Source organism: Sporomusaceae bacterium ACPt (assembly GCA_041428575.1).
In the GTDB taxonomy this organism is placed as follows: domain Bacteria; phylum Bacillota; class Negativicutes; order Sporomusales; family Sporomusaceae; genus Sporomusa_D; species Sporomusa_D carbonis.
Genome location: CP155570.1, coordinates 3,341,059 through 3,359,344 on the forward strand (window position 1 = coordinate 3,341,059; position 18,286 = coordinate 3,359,344).

An 18,286-nucleotide genomic window follows, 5' to 3' on the forward strand; every position below is an offset into this window, starting at 1 on the left:
TAGACGCTAGCGCTATCGAAGGTTTCCTAAATTTCAATTATCCTTTCGGCTTTGCCGGAAGCCCGTAATTCCCGTAATTTATGATAACTTCCCGGTCAGTCATAACCTTTACAGTGATTCTTAACACTACTGATACATCAAAATCTCTGCATCGCCCGTAGTGTTTATACGGTTTACATTTAGGCTTACATTGGGATTTACATTCATCTTCCCATTTATGTTTGCCATGCGGTTTGTGTTTATGTCCGCAGTCATCATCCCAGCCGCAATCACAATCGCAGTCGTCGTCACAATCATCCCAGTCATCATCCCAATCGCAGTGGTCATGGTGGTCATACCATTGCTCTTTCTGTTTATACCAATGGGCACGGGTGTGTTCATCAACGTCATAGTCGATAAACTCAACCATAACGTTGGCATCGGCATCCATGCCCCGGCGTGCGCCTCTGATATCCACATAGGCGGTAAACCTGACAGGCCACACTTCCACGGCATGCACCGGCTGCCGCGGCAAACACGCAACATATAAGGCTTTTGCTTCAAACTCTCCCCGTACAACTACTTTATCCGGAATTACGTCAACACTGGTAATCCGCAGTCTTTTAACCATAACATCAATGATTTGTTCAATGGATGGTTTGTGACGGGGCACTCTTACATGAATATCGATGGATTTCTGAGTCTCCCTTGCCCCCAGCACCTGTTGCACTACCATTGACTGAGGCCCAACACTGTACCCGAGCGTACATTTATTCGTCTTTACCCACCGTGATGTATCTGTCATTAACTCCCCTCCTTTCGCCTCTTATACCATATATATGCGGGTGGGAGGTTTTGCGTAACGTAAAGGATTTTTGCTACATATCACGAATATTTTTTTGCATATACGTGCAGGCGATTATCAACTAAAAACCTTTACACTTGCCAGAGGAGAAAACAGATGTCAACAGTCAGGATTAATCATAAAACCGTACTCTGTATCCTATCTCTATCATTGTTTTCCGCCATTGCCCCTGTTGGCTTCTGCGAAGAAACAACATTGACAACCATGGTGAACACATATATTCAGTACCAGTTGGACAACAGTATCAATAACAGACAATCCCGGCTGGCACTGAACATCTCGGAAGACTATACCAACTTCAATTTTAGCTATTACCATAAGTTTGGCTATATGATGTCTCCCAAAGTATCCCTGTTCTCAGACGTAACATTACAGGGAGACCGCTATGATGCCTTTCTTACGAACGCTAACATGGGATTTGAATTCGTCAACCGTGATTGCAAAATTACCGCTTTCCGGCGAATCTACGAAAAAGATTATGCTGATACCAGAAAATATTATTTTACCATCGGCGGCAAGTTTCAGTAAGAAAGATTTAACTTAAATCGGGGCACGATAGTTACATCTTGAGTGTTGCTCGCCTCGCACCCGCTGGCCTGGACACCGGTCTGTACCGACCAGATGCGGGCATTGGAAAACAATTGGCAAACATTCCAAAAGTTAAGTTATCTGGAACGATTTATTGCAAAGTTTTTCATCCGCCGCCATAGGATTCGAATATCCTAGACTGAGGCGCTTAACACTAACCTAGCTGAAATGCCAGGTAAGATCACTGTACAGAGCAGGGCTTAACGGCTTTGCTCCTTTTTACATTTACTGATAATTTGATATAATGGTAGAAAGGATGTTTGAGGGAGTTGGCATCATGGGTAATACAGCCATAAAAAATGACAGGATTTATACCTATGCTGATTATCTATCCTGGCCAGAGCATGAGCGTTGGGAGATAATCAACGGAACCGCATATATGATGGCTCCACCGTCTACCGAGCATCAAAGAATTGTCGGCAACTTATTTTTTCAATTCAAATCACACTTAAATGGCAAAGTATGTGAGCCGTTTATATCGCCTTTCGGAGTTATCTTTGAACCTCTTGCAACCGAGGATAATATCACTACAGTAGTGGAACCGGATATAACCGTTGTCTGCAATACAGCCTTTATCACAGATAAAGGCTGTAAAGGCACTCCAGACCTGATTATAGAGGTTTTATCCCGGTCTACGGCCAGCCGTGATATGATACAGAAGCGTTCTCTATACGAGAAATATAGGGTAGCTGAATACTGGATAGTAGATCCTACACATCAAATCATCACTCGATACTATCTGGATCATAAGACAGGCACCTACCTGCAACCGGATTACTTTGACAAAGAAAATACAATCTCACCAATCATTTTTCCCGATCTACAAATAGACCTCAAAAACATATTCCCGGAGCAGAGCTAACATGGCTTTGCTCCTTATTTTTTTGTTACCGGCGCTTCCAGGCTTTTCATCAGAAGGCAACTCGGCCAAAGTGGTAAAGGGCTGTTCCTCTACTTGACGCCGGCCGCTGCAAAGGCATGGCTAACAATCTGTTTGGCTTCTTGCTGAATCTGTTTAAGATGGGCTGCTCCTTTGAAGCTTTCGGCATATATCTTATATACTTCTTCCGTACCGGAAGGCCGCGCCGCAAACCAGCCATTCTCAGTAGCCACCTTTAAACCGCCGATGTCGGTATTGTTGCCTGGCGCCTTAGTAAGTTTGGCAGTAATCTTTTCACCGGCAAGGGTGTCTGCGGTTACTTGTTCCGGCGAAAGCTTCGCCAGAACAGCTTTCTGTTCAGCGGTGGCCGGTGCATCAAGCCGCTCATAAACAGGCGCACCAAATTTTCCCGTTAAATCTTGATAATGTTGTCCGGGATCACGCCCGGTTTTTGCCGTAATTTCCGCAGCCAGCAGACAAAGGATAATACCGTCTTTATCGGTAGTCCAGACTGTACCGTCTTTCTTGAGGAAGGATGCGCCTGCGCTTTCTTCGCCGCCAAACCCTAACGAGCCGTCAATTAAACCGTCGACAAACCACTTAAAGCCGACAGGAACCTCAGCAAGCTTTTTGCCAAGGTGGCCGGCAACCCGGTCTATCATTGACGAACTGACCAGTGTTTTCCCGACTGCAGCATCCTTGCGCCAGCCGGTGCGGTCCTGGAACAAATAAGCAACGGCCACCGCCAGATAGTGGTTGGGATTGAGCAACCCGGCACTCCGGGTGACAATCCCATGACGGTCAAAATCCGGATCATTACCAAAAGCCAGGTCATACTTATCTTTCAGGTCGATGAGCCCGGCCATGGCATAAGGTGATGAGCAATCCATACGAATTTTACCGTCGCTGTCCACATTCATAAAGCTGAAAGCCGGGTCGGGATAACCGTTTATTAACTCAATATCAATATTGTAGACTTCGGCTATCGGCGTCCAATAACCCAGACCGGCGCCCCCAAGAGCGTCGGCGCCGAGTTTCAGGCCGGCAGACTTGATTACTTTCATATCGATAATGTGCCTCAGGTCATTAACATAAGGCATAATAAAGTCGTACTCGCGCACATTATCAGTCTTTAGCGCCTTTTCATAATGCATGCGCTTTACCTCTTTATTGCCGTTTTTCAACAATGCATTGGCTTTGTCAGCGATCCATTTAGTAATATTCGTGTCGGCCGGCCCGCCATGGGGAGGATTGTACTTGATGCCGCCGTTATCGGGCGGGTTATGTGACGGAGTAATGACAATACCATCGGCAAGTCCCCTGGTTTTGCCTTTGTTAAAAGTCAAGATGGCATGTGATATACCGGGAGTGGGAGTATAATTCCCATCCTTGGATATCAAAGTTTCCACACCGTTGGCTGCCAGTACTTCCACTGCCGATATAAATGCCGGTTCAGACAGCGCATGGGTATCAAAACCGATAAATAAGGGGCCGTTTATGGCATGCTCCCGCCGGTAGCAGCAAATTGCCTGGGTAATGGCATAAATATGATCTTCATTAAAGCTATATGTAAGCGAGCTGCCGCGATGCCCGGAAGTGCCGAATACAACCTTTTGGGCAGGTTGGCTGACATCAGGATGATTAACATAATATGAACTAATGAGCCGCGGAATGTTGACCAAAATGGACTTGGGAGCTTTTTTACCTGCTAAGGGATGAATCATTGCTACACCTCCAAAATATATTATGCAATCTTTTCAAGTTTCAAAACAAGAGAAAATACCAACAACTTACCTTGTCAGTAAGTTATTGGTATTTCTCTAACGCAACTGTTATTTCCTTTATATCCTAAATATAATGTTTTCCTTTACTCCCAACAGCCTGTTAATAAAGTTTATATTATCATATTTAACGCTTTGATCTAATAATACTGGACAGCAACAATGGATCAAGATTTCCGCCACTTACAACAACCGCAATATTTTGGGACTCAACATTTATTTTGTTGGCCAATAATGCGGCAACACCGGCTACCCCGGCTCCTTCGGTCGCCATCTTGCCGCGCTCCAGCATAAACAATATTCCGTTCTTAATTTCGTCATCGTCTACCAAAACCACATCATCTACATATTGTTGAATATAGCGGAATGTCAAATCGCCTGGCCGTTTTACCGCAATACCGTCGGCAACTGTCTGCACCGCCGGTAAACTTACAATACTTCCCCGGGATAACGATTCGGCCATAGCGGAAGCTCCTGCTGCCTGAACACCAATAACCCTGATTTTCGGATTGTGATTTTTGGCCGCCACCGCTATTCCTGCCAACAGGCCGCCGCCGCCAATCGGCGCTACTATGGCATCCACATCAAACTTTTTGGCCATAATCTCCAGAGCTATCGTACCTTGTCCGGCCATAACATCAATATCATCAAAAGCATGAATAAAGACTAAACCTTTTTCCTGCTGCAGTTGGCAAGCAAAATGGTAGGCATCATCATAACTGCTGCCTTGCAGGACAACCTTGGCCCCATAAGCTTCAGTGGCCCGGACTTTGGTAACCGGAGCATGCTTGGGCATTACAACAGTAGCCGGAATCCCGCAAGCCCTGGCTGCCCATGCAACCCCCTGGGCATGGTTGCCCGCCGATGCGCAGATTATACCGCGCATGGCTTTTCGGGTATCCAAACTATATATTTTATTGACAGCTCCCCGTATTTTAAAAGAACCTGTTTTTTGGATATTCTCCAACTTTAAATAGACATCTTTCCCGGTGATTTCTTTAAGGGTCCGGCAACCTTGCAGCGGGGTTTTATGGACCAACGGACTAATTCGTTGCCATGCCTCTTTTATTATTGGCAGTGTCAATTGTTGCTCAGATGCACCCATTTTTTATACCTCCTTATAAAAAATAAAACCTCCGTCCCCTAATTAAATAAGGGACGGAGGTTAATCCGCGTTACCACCCAAATTACTATGGCAAAGCCATAGTCTCTCATAGGTACGGAGTGTCATACTCGATACCTCAGCACAATAACGGGTGCCATTTCCTCCTGGAGGCCCGGCGCAGCTTACTTAATTTCAGCCCGCAACTCACGGATGATTTTCAGTATTATTGATATTACCGGCTCGCACCAGTCCCGGCTCTCTGGAAATATCGACATTAACACTTACTGTTCCGCTCATCGTCTTTTGTTTATTATTGTATAAATCATACAAAAACCAGTATCCACTGTCAAGTAAAATTTATCCAGAACCTAATAGGTTCTGGATAAATTTTTGTTATTTGTTGACTCATGAACATTACAAACTGTGCTACTTATTTTTTTGCTAATCCTTTAGTTAAGCTCAATATGAATAACCGAAACGTCACTCGTGGCTACCAGGAGATAGGTCTTATTATTATTACCTTCCAGCCGCTTAAGAAACCAACGCCTGCCCAGGTCTTTTTTAGTTGGCAACGATATCTCAAAAGCCAATCTTTTTGTTCCCGCTGTTAAACACGCCGGAAATAAGGATATATTTACCTTTTTAATAACGTCGTGTGCTACATTTCCTCCAATCGAGTGAATGATGGTTTCCTGCCCGTCTTTTTCCAGTTGTCGAAACATTTCATTCATTATATCTGTCTCATCCTGGATCTCCTTGGGTTCAACCAAAACATTAAGATTGTAAATTTTCAAGGTATACCTCCACTACTTAACCCCAATGGGGGGAATCCACTTCAATTTAATTATACTGCAAACTGTCAAAAATGTATTGACGTTTACAGATTTTTTTACTATGATACAGTTATCAGATTTTGCAGATATTAGTATTTTTTTGTCAATTACTGTTATTTGCATTGTAGCAAAGGAAAGGAGTAGCATTTTGAAAGAATTAATGCAATGTATTGTTATTATATCTTTGATGTTGATGATTCCCTTCATACTCAACTAATTTGTCATTGTCTTGGTAAATCCAAGAAAAATTGGTGCATTATCAATTCGGAAAGTATGTAAACAAATCATCCGTTATAATTTTTGCTAATGTGTAATCCGTTATCAATAATTATAACGGATTTTGTCGTTTTAAGTATCCTCATCTCAGCCGGCAAGGCAGCCCAAGACAGGGAACGTAACTTTGATCATAGTTCCAACCCCTACATTGGAAAGTATTTCTATTTTTCCTTGATGCCGCTCAACAATACTAAGACTGATGGCCAGACCCAGACCGCTATTGCTGGCTTTTGTGGTATAAAACGGGTCAAAAATATTTTCTATTTGCTCGGATGGTATGCCGCTGCCTTCATCTTGGACATATAAAATTATACTGTCCGGTCCTCCGATTGTCCCAACCGTTAATTTGCTGTTGGCCCGCATGGCTTCTATACCATTACGCACCAAGTTCATGACCAATTGCTCCATCTCTTCTGAGTTTAAATCAAGAAGCGGTACATTGTCACCCAGTAATAGTTCAGTTATAATACCATGCTTAACTGCATAATCCCGGATCTGAGGATAAAGTTTTTCGAGGATATGATTAAGGTTTTGGGGAATTTTCATGATGGCTTTATTACGGGCCATCAACATAAAATTCGTGATTAAGTCTTCAATCCTGTATAATTCCTGAAATACAACACTTAATAATTCTTCTGTGCAATATGCAGGATTTTTTTCTACAAGCTGTAAATATCCTTTAATAACCGTAAGGGGATTTCTTATTTCATGCGCTACGCCAATAGCAATTCTGCTAATTAAATCTAAGCGGGACATTCTGGCTGCTTCGCTATCATTCTCCCTTTGCGCCATAATATTTACCGGGCACACCGTAGACTCCTCCTCCAAATATTTACCTTTTTCCACTCATTCAGTGTCTTAAGGACACTATTTGTTAGATTTTTGGAAATTCCTTCCTTGTAAATGTCTTATCGACACAACAATTGAACTAACGCCATAAACACGTTATCGTGATAATGAGGAGCGTGTTTATGGAAACTCTTGGAGATAGAATCAAACAACTAAGAAATGAATTAACCCAAGAAGAATTAGCTGCCATCCTGGGGGTTGACCGCTCAACTTTAGCTTCATGGGAAGTTAACCGCCGGGAACCGGATATCGCAACACTATGCCGCATTGCAACTTTTTTCAAGGTAAGTGTTGACTGGCTTATTGGTCATAAACCGGGCAAAGAATGTCTCCCGTCAAGAGCCGGTCTGTTGCACGAAACGGCAAACGACTATCGGGCAACAGCTACAGACAGTGCCTGGCATAAAGTAATAGCAGCGGCAAAGCAGTACGGCTTCGAGCCGGATGCCGTATATCAGTTGCTGGAGTTAACTGCGAAAATATCGTTGTCTCTGAAAAAAGTGACAAAAAATAAGAATAATCTTCATGATTAAGAAGCAGGGACATACACTTTGCTTCTTTTGTTCGTTATTTAAATATTAACCACTTGGAAATAAAAAAGCAGGCACTTCATTGAGCGCCTGCTTTTTTATTTCCCTGCATGTTCAGTTCCCCGGGGCCCTTATCGGGATTCAGGAATAATTTCCAGCCAATACCCATCCGGGTCAACAATAAAATATATCCCCATTGCTTGGTTTTCATAACAAATACAGCCCATAGCTTTATGAAGTTCGTGGGCTTTCTCAAAATCATCCACGGTAAAAGCCAAATGAATTTCATTATCTCCCAGGTTGTACGGTTCTTTTCTATCTTTGAGCCATGTCAGTTCCAGCTTGTGGGGGGTATGGCCATCCCCGAGAAAAACAAGCGTAAAATCAGGCATTTCCTTACGGCGCGTTTCTTCCAACTGCAATGCCTGTTTGTAAAAAGCCAGACTTTTGTCTAAATCCAATACATTAAGATTGTTATGGGCAAATTTAAACTTCAAAAAAAACTCCTCCTCTATTCGTTATTTTTCTCATCGCTGCGGCTATTTACCCCGCTCTTCCACAGACTGTCAATGAAAGCTTGAATTTCACCACGCAGTACAATGCCATGACCGGTACAAAAAAATTCCGGCTGGTAAGCAAGTAATTTGCTTAAACCTAACATAAATCTATTAAATTCATCACCGCCGCCGGCAGCCTGCCCGGCAACATAATGACATGACCCCTTCCGGGTTGCATCACTGTAGGCGACAAGCTCTCTCTCAGGCAAAGCTTCACCAAAATAACAAAAAAAGTCACCGACAAACATCGCCTTGGATATACGGTCATACAACACCACCGAACCCGGAGTATGGGTATCGACAAGGGTGATTTCAATGTCCTCCACTCCCTGCGCTGTCAGTAGCGTTTCACCCGGCTGCGGCGTAAACGGCAGAAACTTTGACGCAAGCCGGACATCCAGGAACGGGAAGTCAAATGCGTGAACAAATTTCCGGGCATGAACAAACAGGTTTGCTCCTTCAGCATGATCCCGGTGCCCATGGGTCAAAAGCACATGGGTAACAGCATCAGGAGTCACTCCTATTTTGGCCAGCGCCTCAATAATGGCCGCCTGGTAACGTTCCAGCCCGGCGTCAATGAGGATTATTTGCTTTTCCCGTTTTAATACATAGAGATTGGTGTATGAGGCAACATCCCAGGTGTCATTATCTTCAACCGCGATTACATAAGCGCCTGAAGCCAACTCGGAAACAAGATAACTCATTTCTCACCATCCTTTAATATTTTCAGTTCTGGAGATGGCTTACTTCCATTCATAGTTGGAAGACCAGCCACAGGCCCGCGACGCTTGCTCCGCCGCTTTTTTTATTTCGCGAACCAACTCGTCCCGGCGTGTATTTACCCTGCTGGCAGCTCCTGACACACTCATAGCAGCAATGACTTTTCCGGTAAAATCACGTACAGGAGCCGCAAAGCAGGTAAGACCCTCGTCAGACTCCTGCTGGTCTTCGCTATACCCCTGTTGCCTGACGATTTCTAAATACTTTCGAAGTTCCTGGGGGTCGGTAATGGTATTGGGAGTATAGCGTTTCAGTTGCGCCTTGCGGAAATAACGCTCAAGTTCGTTTTCCGGGAGAAAAGCCAGGATGGCCTTACCGGTACCGGTAACATGGGCAGGCATTTTTAAACCAACCATGGAAGACATAATGGCCGGATTTTTACCGGGAACTTTGTCAACAAAAGTAATATCTTCCCCATTGCTAAGAAAAGCCAAGTGGCAAGTCTCCCCGGTCGCCTTGCTGACCTGTTCAAGAAACGGGCGACATTCTTTGATAACATTAAGACTACCAAGAATATGCGCCCCGAGATTTACAATTTTAATTCCTAACTTATATTTACCGGTAGTTTGATTTTGTTCAACGAAATTGCGGTTTTCCAACGTGGTTAACAACCTGTGGGCCGTGCTTCTGCCTATCTCCAATTTGCGGCTGATTTCGGTAACCCCGAGTTCACCAACATTATCTGAAAATAACTCTAATATTCTTAATGCATTGTCAACTGACTGTAAATATTTTTCCGGCATACTATCCCCTGGTATCTTAATATTTTAATTTACCCATATTCGGTATTCAGAAATATTTTCCTGCTGCTGCTAATTTATATTATATATATACCCAAAACAAAAAAAAATAGGTGGTGCCTCAATATAATTAAGGCCCACGTCATCCACGGTTCATTCTCTTTTAGTTTTATGCACTTCACCGCCTTATCTTTTGCTTACTTTTCAAACAGTGACGGCGCAAAACGCCGTGCGTCTACTTCTTTGAATTTTGCCCGTTGAAAATGTTGTTTCAGATGGTAAGGCACTGTGCAGTCAAAAATAACTTTGCAGGAAATTCCTGCATCGCGAATTGAGGTACTAAACTCCGGAACTTGCGAAGGGTCCAAAGGGCGGCAACGTACACCGGGGATAAAGACACTGCCCTAGTCGGCGGGCTGAAGTACGCCTACTCCTTACCTGTCGCAGCAGCAATCATGGCTTTAACATTTTCTAATTTGGCATTAAATGGTACATTACATCCGGCTGAGAGAATAAATCCCGGACCCATATCTTGTATTAATTTTGCAGAATACTTGTATACTTCATCAGGAGTACCAAGAGTCAGCAGTGCTGCCGGCACATCTCCCTTAATACACATATGGTCACCCAAAATTTCTTTGATCTTGTAAATATTGGTTACGCTGTCGGTTTCAAAAATACACATTCCTTTTGGTAAAGTTTTGAAATAGCTTAGATCACGTTCCCAGTTGCCGTCAATATGGATGTTAGCAGCTGCTCCCTCTTCAATAATGGCTTCCACTGTGGCTTTTAAATACTTCCAGACAAAGCGTTCCCAGATCTTAGGGGAGTAGAATTCACTTGCACCCCGCGCCGGAGAAACAAGGACAACTAACGGCTTAGCAGCGCGTATTTGCTGGCGGAGTTTGGCCAATGTTGCTTCTAGGATGATATCCAGAACAGCCTCTACTTTGTCGGGCATCTTGAATAAATCCCGCATAAACTTTGGCATCGAGCGTCCACCGCTAAGGAACTCATTAACCGTGATTTGTGCTCCGACTCCGGAGTATACAAAATACCCGGCGTCTTCAAAATTTTTAACAAGTTGAGGAGCTTGTTTCAGTTCCTCTAACATTTCGTCAACCGGTACTTCCAGCCTGTTAACCAAATAATCGTAACTAAACTCATTCCACCCTTTGTCCAGAATGGTGTCATAGTCTTCGACAGTCATCATTTCGCGTTCGTCAACTTGCCAAAGTGTGTTATCAGGCAATTCACGCCCAGGCAATTTTATTTTGGTATAAAACGATAATGAGAATAATCTTGTACCTGCAAACGCATTGCTGGTTGCGTCGACATCACCCAAGGCTTTTATCGAGTTGAGCATTACTTCATGAGATTTCTTGATACTTGAGCAAAATTCGGATAGTTTTACCCCCATCTGGGCGGCGTGAAACGCGTCAGCACTTATTACCACCGGCGTCCTGTCCGGTTTCTCTAAGGCAATCGCTTTTTTTATTCGTTCCATCCGCTCTTGGAGTAATTCTTGAGACGACTTCATCGTCATCACTCCTGTCATTATTTATAGAAACCATACTGCAAAACCCTGAACCTTCTCTAGCCGGTCACTGGATCCTCTTACAGAGATTGCAGTACAGACATTACGATCGAGTTAAGTTTGTTTTCCGCCGAATCACTTCTGGAAGTCATAATGAGCGGCACCCGGGCCCCGGCCACCACGCCGGCCGTTTGGTAACCGGCGAAATAACGCAGCGACTTATCTAAAATGTTGCCGGAAGCCAGATCAGGCATGATCAATATATCCGCACTGCCGGCTACTTTACTTTCAATTCCTTTATGCTGTGCAGCTTCAATCGAAACGGCATTATCAAAACCCAGCGGCCCATCTACAATGCAGCCTTTAATCTGTCCTCTGAGATTGGCCAGTGTCAGCATCGCCGCATCACCGGTGGCCTGAATATCGGGATTGATCTGTTCCAGGGGAGCTACCACCGCCACTTTCGGTTTTTCAATCCCGATTTTATGGCATAATTCCACAGCATTTTGGATAATCTTCAATTTCTTGCCGTAATCCGGCGCAACGTTAATTGCGCAGTCACTGACCACCACCAGGCGGTTCTCTTGCCGGTAATGAAAAATGGTCGCCTGGCTGATCAGCGCATTCTCAGCAATCAAACCCAAATTTTTATCCAAAACCGCCTTCAAAAATGTACTGGTTTGCAGCAGGCCTTTCATCGGCATATCTACTTTCTTCTCGGCAACCAATCCGGCGGTAATCCGGGCGGCTTTGGCATCGTCTTTTTCCTCGATAATTTCCCAGCTGTCCACTTTTTCGCCCAGTTCTGTCAATAAATTTCTGATTTTATCACCATGGCCCACCAGGACAGACTCAAGAATCCCTTCTCTCCGGGCAGCAACCACCGAGGTCAGCGCATCTAAATCATGAGCCGCCGCCACAGCCGCTTTTTTTCTGATATTATTTTTTTTAAGCCAAAGTAAAACTGCCTCAAAATCATTAAACACTATATTCTCTCCCTTCCTATAGAGATTTAAGCGGCTCGTTACCCCGCAGTACCTCCAATGCGCCAAGTGCCAAAGCATCCATTTCATTTTCACCGGGATAGATGACAACAGGCGCAATAAAGCCAATCCGCTCTTTCATTCTAGCGGTAATTTTTTGGGAGTTGGCAATGCCGCCGGTAATAACAATAGCATCAACATTACCTTCAAGAACAGCACCCATTGCGGCGATTTCTTTACAAGTCTGGTAGATCATTCCCTCTAAACACAAAGCGAAATAATCATCGGTAGCCGCTTTTTCCTCTACCGTCCGCACATCGTTTTCCTTAAGGTAAGCCGTTAAGCCGCCTTCGCCATTAAGCATTTTTTTAATTTCTTTGTGGCTGTAACGACCGGAAAAACATAAGTCAACCAAAGCCCCTACCGGCAAACCGCCAGTCCGGTTGGTGGAAAATGGGCCGTCCCCATCTATACCGTTGGTGGCATCAATCATTTTTCCCCGGCGATGGGCTGCAACAGTAATGCCGCCGCCCATATGAGCAATAATCAGGTTTAGCTCCTCATACTTTTTGCCATTGTCACGGGCATAACGCTTGCCGGTTGCCCGGTGGTTTAACGCGTGAAACCTGCTCTGGCGCGGCAGTTCCGGGTGTCCGGACAGACGCGCTACTTCAATAAATTCATCAGTCACAGGCGGATCGACGACTACCGGCAGAATCTTCGTTCCTGCCGCCATTTTATACGCAATTTTGCTCCCCACATCGCAGGCATGCCGGCCATACAGGCCTGAAGCCTGCTGTTCCAGCATAGTTTCATTAATCTGATATACTCCGCCTTCCAAAGGTTTTGTATGGCCACCGCGGCTGGCAATGGCATCCAGATCGCTTATACTGATACCATTGTCCCTAAGAAATTTTTCGATGGCTTCGCGGCGATAGCCGTCTTGTTCCATCAAATCATTAAATACCGACAATTCTTGTACCGAATGCTCCAAAGTAGTTTTTATCTTACATTCTTCGTTTTCGTAATAGGCCAGTTTGGTTGAGGTTGATCCAAGGTTGATGGTTAATATTTTGTATTGTTTCATAAAAGTTCACCTCATGAAAAATTGTAATCGGGATACCGGCGCAGCCCCCGTGCTTTTTCTCATGGGAAAAAGCGCAGGGAACTGTACCTTACTTCTTGTTAAGCATCCATCCTCAAAGGTCAACCTATTTTTTGGTAAGCCGGGCATAATCCAGTTCGACTGCTGTTTGCATGGCTTCTACTTGTTTTGCATCTACACCGCTGAAACGCTTCTGCAGTTTCAGGTACTCAGATACCGGTTTGGGTTTAGCTACCGGTACAGTTATCTTGTAATTCACGCCGTTGACAATTTCATACAGCGGCCAGCAAAGGCTTTGCACCGCCAGTTTGGCCACTTCGATGGTATGTTCCGGCTTGGAACCCCAGCCGGTCGGGCAGGGAGCATGAACATGAATATAAGCCGGTCCTTCTGCTGTTGCCGCCTTTGCTTTTTCTACCTTTTTCTTAAAGTCATCCACATAACCTACAGATGCCGTAGCAGCATACGGAATTTTATGGGCGGCCACAATACCGATCATATCTTTGCGGTAGACGCTCTTGCCGCCCGGTGTTGTTGTTGTCCAAGCATTCAGCGGCGTTGAGCCGCTGCCCTGAATCCCGGTATTCATGTAGGCTTCGTTGTCATAGCAGATATAGAGAATTTTATCGCCCCGCTCCAAAGCGCCTGATAATGCTTGCAGGCCAATATCAACAGTTGCCCCGTCACCGGCAAGTCCAAGGACCTGGATATCGCCCCGCCCTTGCACTTCAAAACCTGCCTTGATACCGGCCGCATAAGCTGCGGTGCTTTCGAGGTTGCCTTGGAAGCCCGGAATTTTGGTAACCGTCTCCTTGCCATATCCGGAAAACAGCGCCGCACAACCGGGAGGAATAACAATAACCGTATTGGAACCCAGCACATCTAAAATAATCCGCGCAGCCAGTTCCAGCCCGCAACCGGCGCAAGCACTCACGCCATGGGCGATTAAACCTCTTGATTCCGATTTTATAGTTAACATTTTTACTTCACCTCCCGGATAGTAAGTGCGTTTTCTTTTACGTCCACCCAATCCACATCAGCAGTAATTTCTTGGCTTAAGAGCTTTTCAAATGCTTTGGTAAAAGTTGCCGGGGAAATGTCGCGGCCACCGAGACCGGCTATGAAACCTTGTACCGGCTTACCGCCGAGAACCGCCCTCACTTCGGTGGCAACAGGCGCGACTTGCGCTCCATAGCCGGGGCTGCGATCCATTACACCAACAACGGCAACTTTGGCCAACGCTTGTTTAATCTGCCCGGCCGGGAACGGACGGTAGGACGTGATCTTTAATACGCCGACCTTTTTACCTTGGGCGCGCAGTTGATCAACGGTGTATTTTGCGGTACCGGACATCGAACCTAATGTCACAATAACTGCTTCGGCATCATCACATTGGTATGCTTCAATCATAGAATAGTCGCGCCCAAATACCTTTTTAAAGTCAGCCATGGCTTCCATCAAAACTTCCGGCGCCTGTCTGAATGCTACGGCCTGCTGGTATCTCATTTCGGTATAGTCGACCGTAGGGGTCAGGTTATTGATAAACACCGGGTCACCCGGGTCAAGATGGAAGTTGTGGCATACGTACGGCGGCAAATAGGCATCGACAGTGGCTTGATCAGGCACATAGACGGCATCACTCATGTGCGAAAGGAAGAAGCCGTCCAGACATACCATGGCCGGCAGTTGAACGCGGGCGTCTTCTGCGGTGCGGTAAGCAATTAGAATAAGGTCCAGCACTTCTTGAGCGCTTTCCGCATAAAGTTGCATCCAGCCGCCATCTCTTTCTGCCATGGCATCCTGGTGATCGCACCATAAGCTCCAGGGACTGACCAGCGACCGGTTGACCACCGGCATAACGATCGGCACCCGGCAGCCGGCGGCTACCCCCAGCACTTCATGCATAAGCGCCAGACCAACAGAAGAAGTGGCTGTGCCGGCCCGGACGCCGGTCAGCTGGGCGCCAATGGCACAGCACATAGCGCTGTGTTCCGACTCTACCCGGATATATTTGGCATCAAGTTTGCCCTGAACAACAAAATCGGCCAGTTTTTCCGAGATCGGACTCTGCGGGGTGATCGGATAAGCCGAAATGACCCTCACTTTAGCCAGTCTGAGCCCTTCGGAGGCAGCTCCGTTCCCGTCTAACATTACTCTGGTACTCATAGCTTGCAAACACCTTCTTCCGGTATCATGGTAATACATTGTTTCGGACAGACATTTGCACAAATGCCGCACCCTTTGCAATAATCCCAGTCAAAATAAACGCCTTTTTTCGCGTCCTCTTTTTCCACTGTGACAACATCTGCCGGACAATGCTTACGGCAAGTGCCGCAGAAAACGCAATCATCAATGTTAACATCCGGCCGTACTACCCGCCAGACGCCGGTCTTAGTAGCCACAAATTCTGTAGCCACCGGCCCAACTAAATATTTTTTAGTTTTTCCGCAGTTCGTCACAGGCTCTTTTGGCTGCACTGGCATTGACTTCCCCCGCCTTTCCGAAAATTTTGCGTATGGCATTCATGACCGCATCAATTCCGACCAGTCCGGCGCCGGCCATGGCCCCCAACATGGCTGAGTTGGGAATATCCCTCCCCAATGTGTCAAGAGCAATTTGTTTTGCGCCAACATAATAAACTTGATGTTTGGCGAAAGGGTATTCCGGCAATACACACTCGTTGTTAATTACAAAGACGGTGTTCTCGTTGGTCCCTGCCATAACATCGACGCCTTTATCCATGACTGACAGATCGAAGATAACAACATACTCCGGTTCATAGACGAAAGACTTGACCTTAATCGGGTTATCGCTGACAATCAAATCTGAGTACACCGGCGCGCCGCGCCGCTCATGCCCGTATGCCGGGATGGACTGGGCGTATTTTCCTTCGCCAATGGCTGCTGCTTCGGCGAAGATCTTGGCGGCAGTAACAACACCTTGTCCGCCAAGACCGAAAAGTTTGATTTGTTTCAAAATACTTCCCCCCTAATGATTCCGCTTAGAATTTGCTATTAGAATGATTCAGCCCGTTAAACCGGCCCTCACCTCCTTCGCAATGACATATAATAGAAACCAGGCGTAACTCACAAAATCAATAATTTATTCTCCTATATGGAACTTCATCCCATTGTCAAGGCATGAATAGTCGATGATTCACTAGTCCTTTTTAACACTTTCTTTTAGCGGCGGTACCGGCGGAATGGCCAGCAGGCTGTCCAGAACAGCCGGTTCTAACTTAAATTTTTTATCATAGCGGGCCGGATCGGTAATAGCCTCATCCTCAGTTGAGCGCCAAGAAAATCCGCAAGTACTGCAAAGATACACTTCCCAGCTTTTGTCCTTAGGAGCGTCCACAATCTTTTCTGCCGTATTACTATCACACCTTGGGCAAATCATTTGCTCACCCCTTTCTCATTCAGCAAGCGGCGAATTATTTTTTCCCACTCATCCGTCTTGTAAGGAGTTGCCAGCAGTTCGGTTTCACGGCAGATGACATCAGGTGCCACCGGAGTGGTTGCATCAATAATTAATTTCGTATGCATCCCCGGCGGTTCAGATGTTGGATCAAGAGGCATCCCAGGAGCACTCGGAATTAACACTACATCTTTATCCGGCCGCACTCTTGTAGTCAGCGCCCACATGACTTGCGGCAAGTTAAACGGATCAACGTATTCATCAACAACAATGACAATTTTGGAGTAAGGCATTCCATGAGGTGTGGATAACAACCGCATGGCTACCGCTTTGCCATAACCGCCAAAACGCGACTTCGTCGAGATAATTGTACCTATCCCGTGAGTATACATCGCATTGACGGCAACTACTTCCGGCATGCTATCCTTTATCTGACGATAGAGAGGAATGCTGGTATTCAAAGCCATCAAATAATCGATTTCCGTCCAAGGAATCCCCAGATATAAATTTTCAAATATGGGATTGACCCGGTGAGTAATGGTATGAATTTTTATCTCAGCTTGCAGTCTGGCTCCCGAGTAACTGCCCGGAAATTCGCCGAAGGGTCCTTCAACGTTTCGTTTACGCGGAATAATATAGCCCTCAAGAACAACCTCCGCAGCGCACGGAATGTCCAAATTTCCGGTTTCACTTTTCGTCAGTTCCACAGGCTCTTCTCTTAGCGCTCCGGCAAATTCATACTCGGACTGATCATATTCGATCGGCGTACTGGCCATAAAAGTCAACACCGGATCATTGCCAATACAAATGGCAACAGGCAATGGTTCATTGATTTCTTCAGCCTTCCGAAGGTGAATGCCAATATCATGAAACGGCAATGCTTGTATTCCCAATAAATCTTTGCCTTTCACCTGGAGACGGTACGTACCGACATTTTGTTTTCGATAATTGTCATAATCATCAATGTCTTTACTGATAACCAACGCCTTGGAAATATAAAATCCGCCGTCATACCGATTTACGCGAAACAGGGGTAAAACCTCAAATAGATTAATATTTTCTTTGATTTTGATTTCCTTGACCGGCCCGCAGGAAACCCAGCGGGGTTTGACAGGAAATTTACTCCAACGTTTATCTAATTCATAAAATTGTTCTTTAATTGTTGTATTTTTGGGCATACCCAGCATGAGGGCATGATTGGCCCATGAGCCATGAACATTCAAAACAGCCGGATTATGATACCCTTTGATTTTTTCGAAGAAAACCGCAGGTCCATTTTCAATGTTGGGAGCAGCCCGACCGGCAGCGGATAGGTCTGGCTCCGGCATTACTTCATCCCGCACCCGTACTAGCTGCTGCTGCTCCTCAAGTTTTGCCAAAAATTCCCGTAGATCTTTATACGCCAAATTATCTCCTCCAATTTTTTCCTCCGCAGATTTTTATACAACAAATTTTCGATACTATAATTAGTATAATTCCTT

The 18,286-nt window shown here is 45.4% G+C and carries 21 protein-coding genes and 1 other annotated feature; of the genes, 4 read left to right on the forward strand and 17 right to left on the reverse strand.

Going from position 1 to position 18,286, the window contains the following annotated elements; genetic code table 11:
• Positions 1-37: 37 nt before the first annotated feature.
• Positions 38-784: a DUF3794 domain-containing protein gene (locus SCACP_RS17320; protein WP_425058737.1), complete on the reverse strand. Its 747-nt coding sequence runs from the start codon at positions 782-784 to the stop codon at positions 38-40.
• A 156-nt stretch (positions 785-940) separates the two neighbouring features.
• On the opposite strand from SCACP_RS17320, the gene SCACP_RS17325 reads away from it, so the two are divergent.
• The 3 genes from SCACP_RS17325 (at position 941) to SCACP_RS17335 (ending at position 2,294) form a co-directional block, all read left to right on the forward strand.
• A complete protein-coding gene (locus SCACP_RS17325) occupies positions 941-1,372 on the forward strand; it encodes a hypothetical protein (protein WP_425058738.1) in 432 nt (143 codons plus the stop codon).
• Positions 1,373-1,414: 42 nt separating this feature from the next.
• Positions 1,415-1,570: a hypothetical protein gene (locus tag SCACP_RS17330; protein ID WP_425058739.1), complete on the forward strand. Its 156-nt coding sequence runs from the start codon at positions 1,415-1,417 to the stop codon at positions 1,568-1,570.
• 139 nt (positions 1,571-1,709) lie between these two features.
• Positions 1,710-2,294, forward strand: coding sequence for a Uma2 family endonuclease (locus SCACP_RS17335; protein ID WP_425058740.1), 585 nt, complete (start codon positions 1,710-1,712; stop codon positions 2,292-2,294).
• Positions 2,295-2,383: 89 nt separating this feature from the next.
• On the opposite strand, the gene pgm is transcribed toward SCACP_RS17335, so the two are convergent.
• From pgm to SCACP_RS17355, 4 genes are all read right to left on the reverse strand, one after another.
• Positions 2,384-4,036 carry a phosphoglucomutase (alpha-D-glucose-1,6-bisphosphate-dependent) gene (gene pgm, locus SCACP_RS17340; protein ID WP_425058741.1) on the reverse strand — a complete coding sequence of 551 codons (1,653 nt, stop codon included), beginning with the start codon at positions 4,034-4,036 and terminating at the stop codon, positions 2,384-2,386.
• Positions 4,037-4,220: 184 nt separating this feature from the next.
• Positions 4,221-5,198, reverse strand: a complete 978-nt coding sequence (gene ilvA / locus SCACP_RS17345; RefSeq protein ID WP_425058742.1) for a threonine ammonia-lyase — start codon at positions 5,196-5,198, stop codon at positions 4,221-4,223.
• Between the two features lie 46 nt (positions 5,199-5,244).
• Positions 5,245-5,504 (reverse strand) — a binding site (T-box leader).
• A gap of 143 nt (positions 5,505-5,647) precedes the next feature.
• On the reverse strand, positions 5,648-5,992 hold the full coding sequence (locus tag SCACP_RS17350) for a hypothetical protein (RefSeq protein WP_425058743.1): 345 nt from the start codon (positions 5,990-5,992) through the stop codon (positions 5,648-5,650).
• A 402-nt stretch (positions 5,993-6,394) separates the two neighbouring features.
• Positions 6,395-7,117 (reverse strand): two-component system sensor histidine kinase NtrB, encoded by a 723-nt coding sequence (locus tag SCACP_RS17355; protein WP_425058744.1) that lies wholly within the window; start codon positions 7,115-7,117, stop codon positions 6,395-6,397.
• A 161-nt stretch (positions 7,118-7,278) separates the two neighbouring features.
• Here SCACP_RS17355 and SCACP_RS17360 point away from each other — a divergent pair, with 161 nt between their 5' ends.
• Entirely contained in the window at positions 7,279-7,689 is a 411-nt protein-coding gene (locus SCACP_RS17360) for a helix-turn-helix domain-containing protein (protein ID WP_425058745.1), read from the forward strand.
• Between the two features lie 128 nt (positions 7,690-7,817).
• On the opposite strand, the gene SCACP_RS17365 is transcribed toward SCACP_RS17360, so the two are convergent.
• From SCACP_RS17365 to SCACP_RS17420, 12 genes are all read right to left on the reverse strand, one after another.
• Positions 7,818-8,183: a VOC family protein gene (locus tag SCACP_RS17365; protein WP_425058746.1), complete on the reverse strand. Its 366-nt coding sequence runs from the start codon at positions 8,181-8,183 to the stop codon at positions 7,818-7,820.
• 14 nt (positions 8,184-8,197) lie between these two features.
• Positions 8,198-8,947 carry an MBL fold metallo-hydrolase gene (locus SCACP_RS17370; RefSeq protein ID WP_425058747.1) on the reverse strand — a complete coding sequence of 250 codons (750 nt, stop codon included), beginning with the start codon at positions 8,945-8,947 and terminating at the stop codon, positions 8,198-8,200.
• A 39-nt stretch (positions 8,948-8,986) separates the two neighbouring features.
• On the reverse strand, positions 8,987-9,766 hold the full coding sequence (locus tag SCACP_RS17375) for an IclR family transcriptional regulator (protein ID WP_425058749.1): 780 nt from the start codon (positions 9,764-9,766) through the stop codon (positions 8,987-8,989).
• Positions 9,767-10,190: 424 nt separating this feature from the next.
• Positions 10,191-11,303, reverse strand: coding sequence for a uroporphyrinogen decarboxylase family protein (locus SCACP_RS17380; protein WP_425058750.1), 1,113 nt, complete (start codon positions 11,301-11,303; stop codon positions 10,191-10,193).
• 77 nt (positions 11,304-11,380) lie between these two features.
• Positions 11,381-12,286 carry a bifunctional enoyl-CoA hydratase/phosphate acetyltransferase gene (locus tag SCACP_RS17385; RefSeq protein ID WP_425058751.1) on the reverse strand — a complete coding sequence of 302 codons (906 nt, stop codon included), beginning with the start codon at positions 12,284-12,286 and terminating at the stop codon, positions 11,381-11,383.
• Between the two features lie 16 nt (positions 12,287-12,302).
• A complete protein-coding gene (gene buk, locus SCACP_RS17390; RefSeq protein WP_425058752.1) occupies positions 12,303-13,370 on the reverse strand; it encodes a butyrate kinase in 1,068 nt (355 codons plus the stop codon).
• Positions 13,371-13,494: 124 nt separating this feature from the next.
• Positions 13,495-14,367, reverse strand: coding sequence for a thiamine pyrophosphate-dependent enzyme (locus SCACP_RS17395; protein WP_425058753.1), 873 nt, complete (start codon positions 14,365-14,367; stop codon positions 13,495-13,497).
• A 2-nt stretch (positions 14,368-14,369) separates the two neighbouring features.
• Positions 14,370-15,554 carry a pyruvate ferredoxin oxidoreductase gene (gene porA, locus SCACP_RS17400; protein ID WP_425058754.1) on the reverse strand — a complete coding sequence of 395 codons (1,185 nt, stop codon included), beginning with the start codon at positions 15,552-15,554 and terminating at the stop codon, positions 14,370-14,372.
• Entirely contained in the window at positions 15,551-15,847 is a 297-nt protein-coding gene (locus SCACP_RS17405) for a 4Fe-4S binding protein (RefSeq protein ID WP_425058755.1), read from the reverse strand. The genes porA and SCACP_RS17405 overlap by 4 nt, the downstream gene beginning before the upstream one ends.
• Positions 15,825-16,364 carry a 2-oxoacid:acceptor oxidoreductase family protein gene (locus SCACP_RS17410; protein WP_425058756.1) on the reverse strand — a complete coding sequence of 180 codons (540 nt, stop codon included), beginning with the start codon at positions 16,362-16,364 and terminating at the stop codon, positions 15,825-15,827. The genes SCACP_RS17405 and SCACP_RS17410 overlap by 23 nt, the downstream gene beginning before the upstream one ends.
• Positions 16,365-16,547: 183 nt before the next feature.
• Complete coding sequence (locus SCACP_RS17415) at positions 16,548-16,787, reverse strand: non-oxidative hydroxyarylic acid decarboxylases subunit D (RefSeq protein WP_425058757.1); 240 nt, start codon at positions 16,785-16,787, stop codon at positions 16,548-16,550.
• Positions 16,784-18,211, reverse strand: coding sequence for a non-oxidative hydroxyarylic acid decarboxylases subunit C (locus SCACP_RS17420; RefSeq protein ID WP_425058758.1), 1,428 nt, complete (start codon positions 18,209-18,211; stop codon positions 16,784-16,786). Before SCACP_RS17420 ends, SCACP_RS17415 begins: the two co-directional genes overlap by 4 nt.
• Positions 18,212-18,286: the final 75 nt, after the last annotated feature.

Bases quoted from the DNA above. Each gene is read 5' to 3' on its own strand.
- SCACP_RS17380 (WP_425058750.1), bottom strand. From the start codon at position 11,303: ATGAAGTCGTCTCAAGAATTACTCCAAGAGCGGATGGAACGAATAAAA.
- ilvA (WP_425058742.1), bottom strand. From the start codon at position 5,198: ATGGGTGCATCTGAGCAACAATTGACACTGCCAATAATAAAAGAGGCA.
- pgm (WP_425058741.1), bottom strand. From the start codon at position 4,036: ATGATTCATCCCTTAGCAGGTAAAAAAGCTCCCAAGTCCATTTTGGTC.
- SCACP_RS17370 (WP_425058747.1), bottom strand. From the start codon at position 8,947: ATGAGTTATCTTGTTTCCGAGTTGGCTTCAGGCGCTTATGTAATCGCG.
- SCACP_RS17320 (WP_425058737.1), bottom strand. From the start codon at position 784: ATGACAGATACATCACGGTGGGTAAAGACGAATAAATGTACGCTCGGG.
- porA (WP_425058754.1), bottom strand. From the start codon at position 15,554: ATGAGTACCAGAGTAATGTTAGACGGGAACGGAGCTGCCTCCGAAGGG.
- SCACP_RS17375 (WP_425058749.1), bottom strand. From the start codon at position 9,766: ATGCCGGAAAAATATTTACAGTCAGTTGACAATGCATTAAGAATATTA.
- buk (WP_425058752.1), bottom strand. From the start codon at position 13,370: ATGAAACAATACAAAATATTAACCATCAACCTTGGATCAACCTCAACC.
- SCACP_RS17395 (WP_425058753.1), bottom strand. From the start codon at position 14,367: ATGTTAACTATAAAATCGGAATCAAGAGGTTTAATCGCCCATGGCGTG.
- SCACP_RS17360 (WP_425058745.1), top strand. From the start codon at position 7,279: ATGGAAACTCTTGGAGATAGAATCAAACAACTAAGAAATGAATTAACC.
- SCACP_RS17335 (WP_425058740.1), top strand. From the start codon at position 1,710: ATGGGTAATACAGCCATAAAAAATGACAGGATTTATACCTATGCTGAT.
- SCACP_RS17415 (WP_425058757.1), bottom strand. From the start codon at position 16,787: ATGATTTGCCCAAGGTGTGATAGTAATACGGCAGAAAAGATTGTGGAC.
- SCACP_RS17325 (WP_425058738.1), top strand. From the start codon at position 941: ATGTCAACAGTCAGGATTAATCATAAAACCGTACTCTGTATCCTATCT.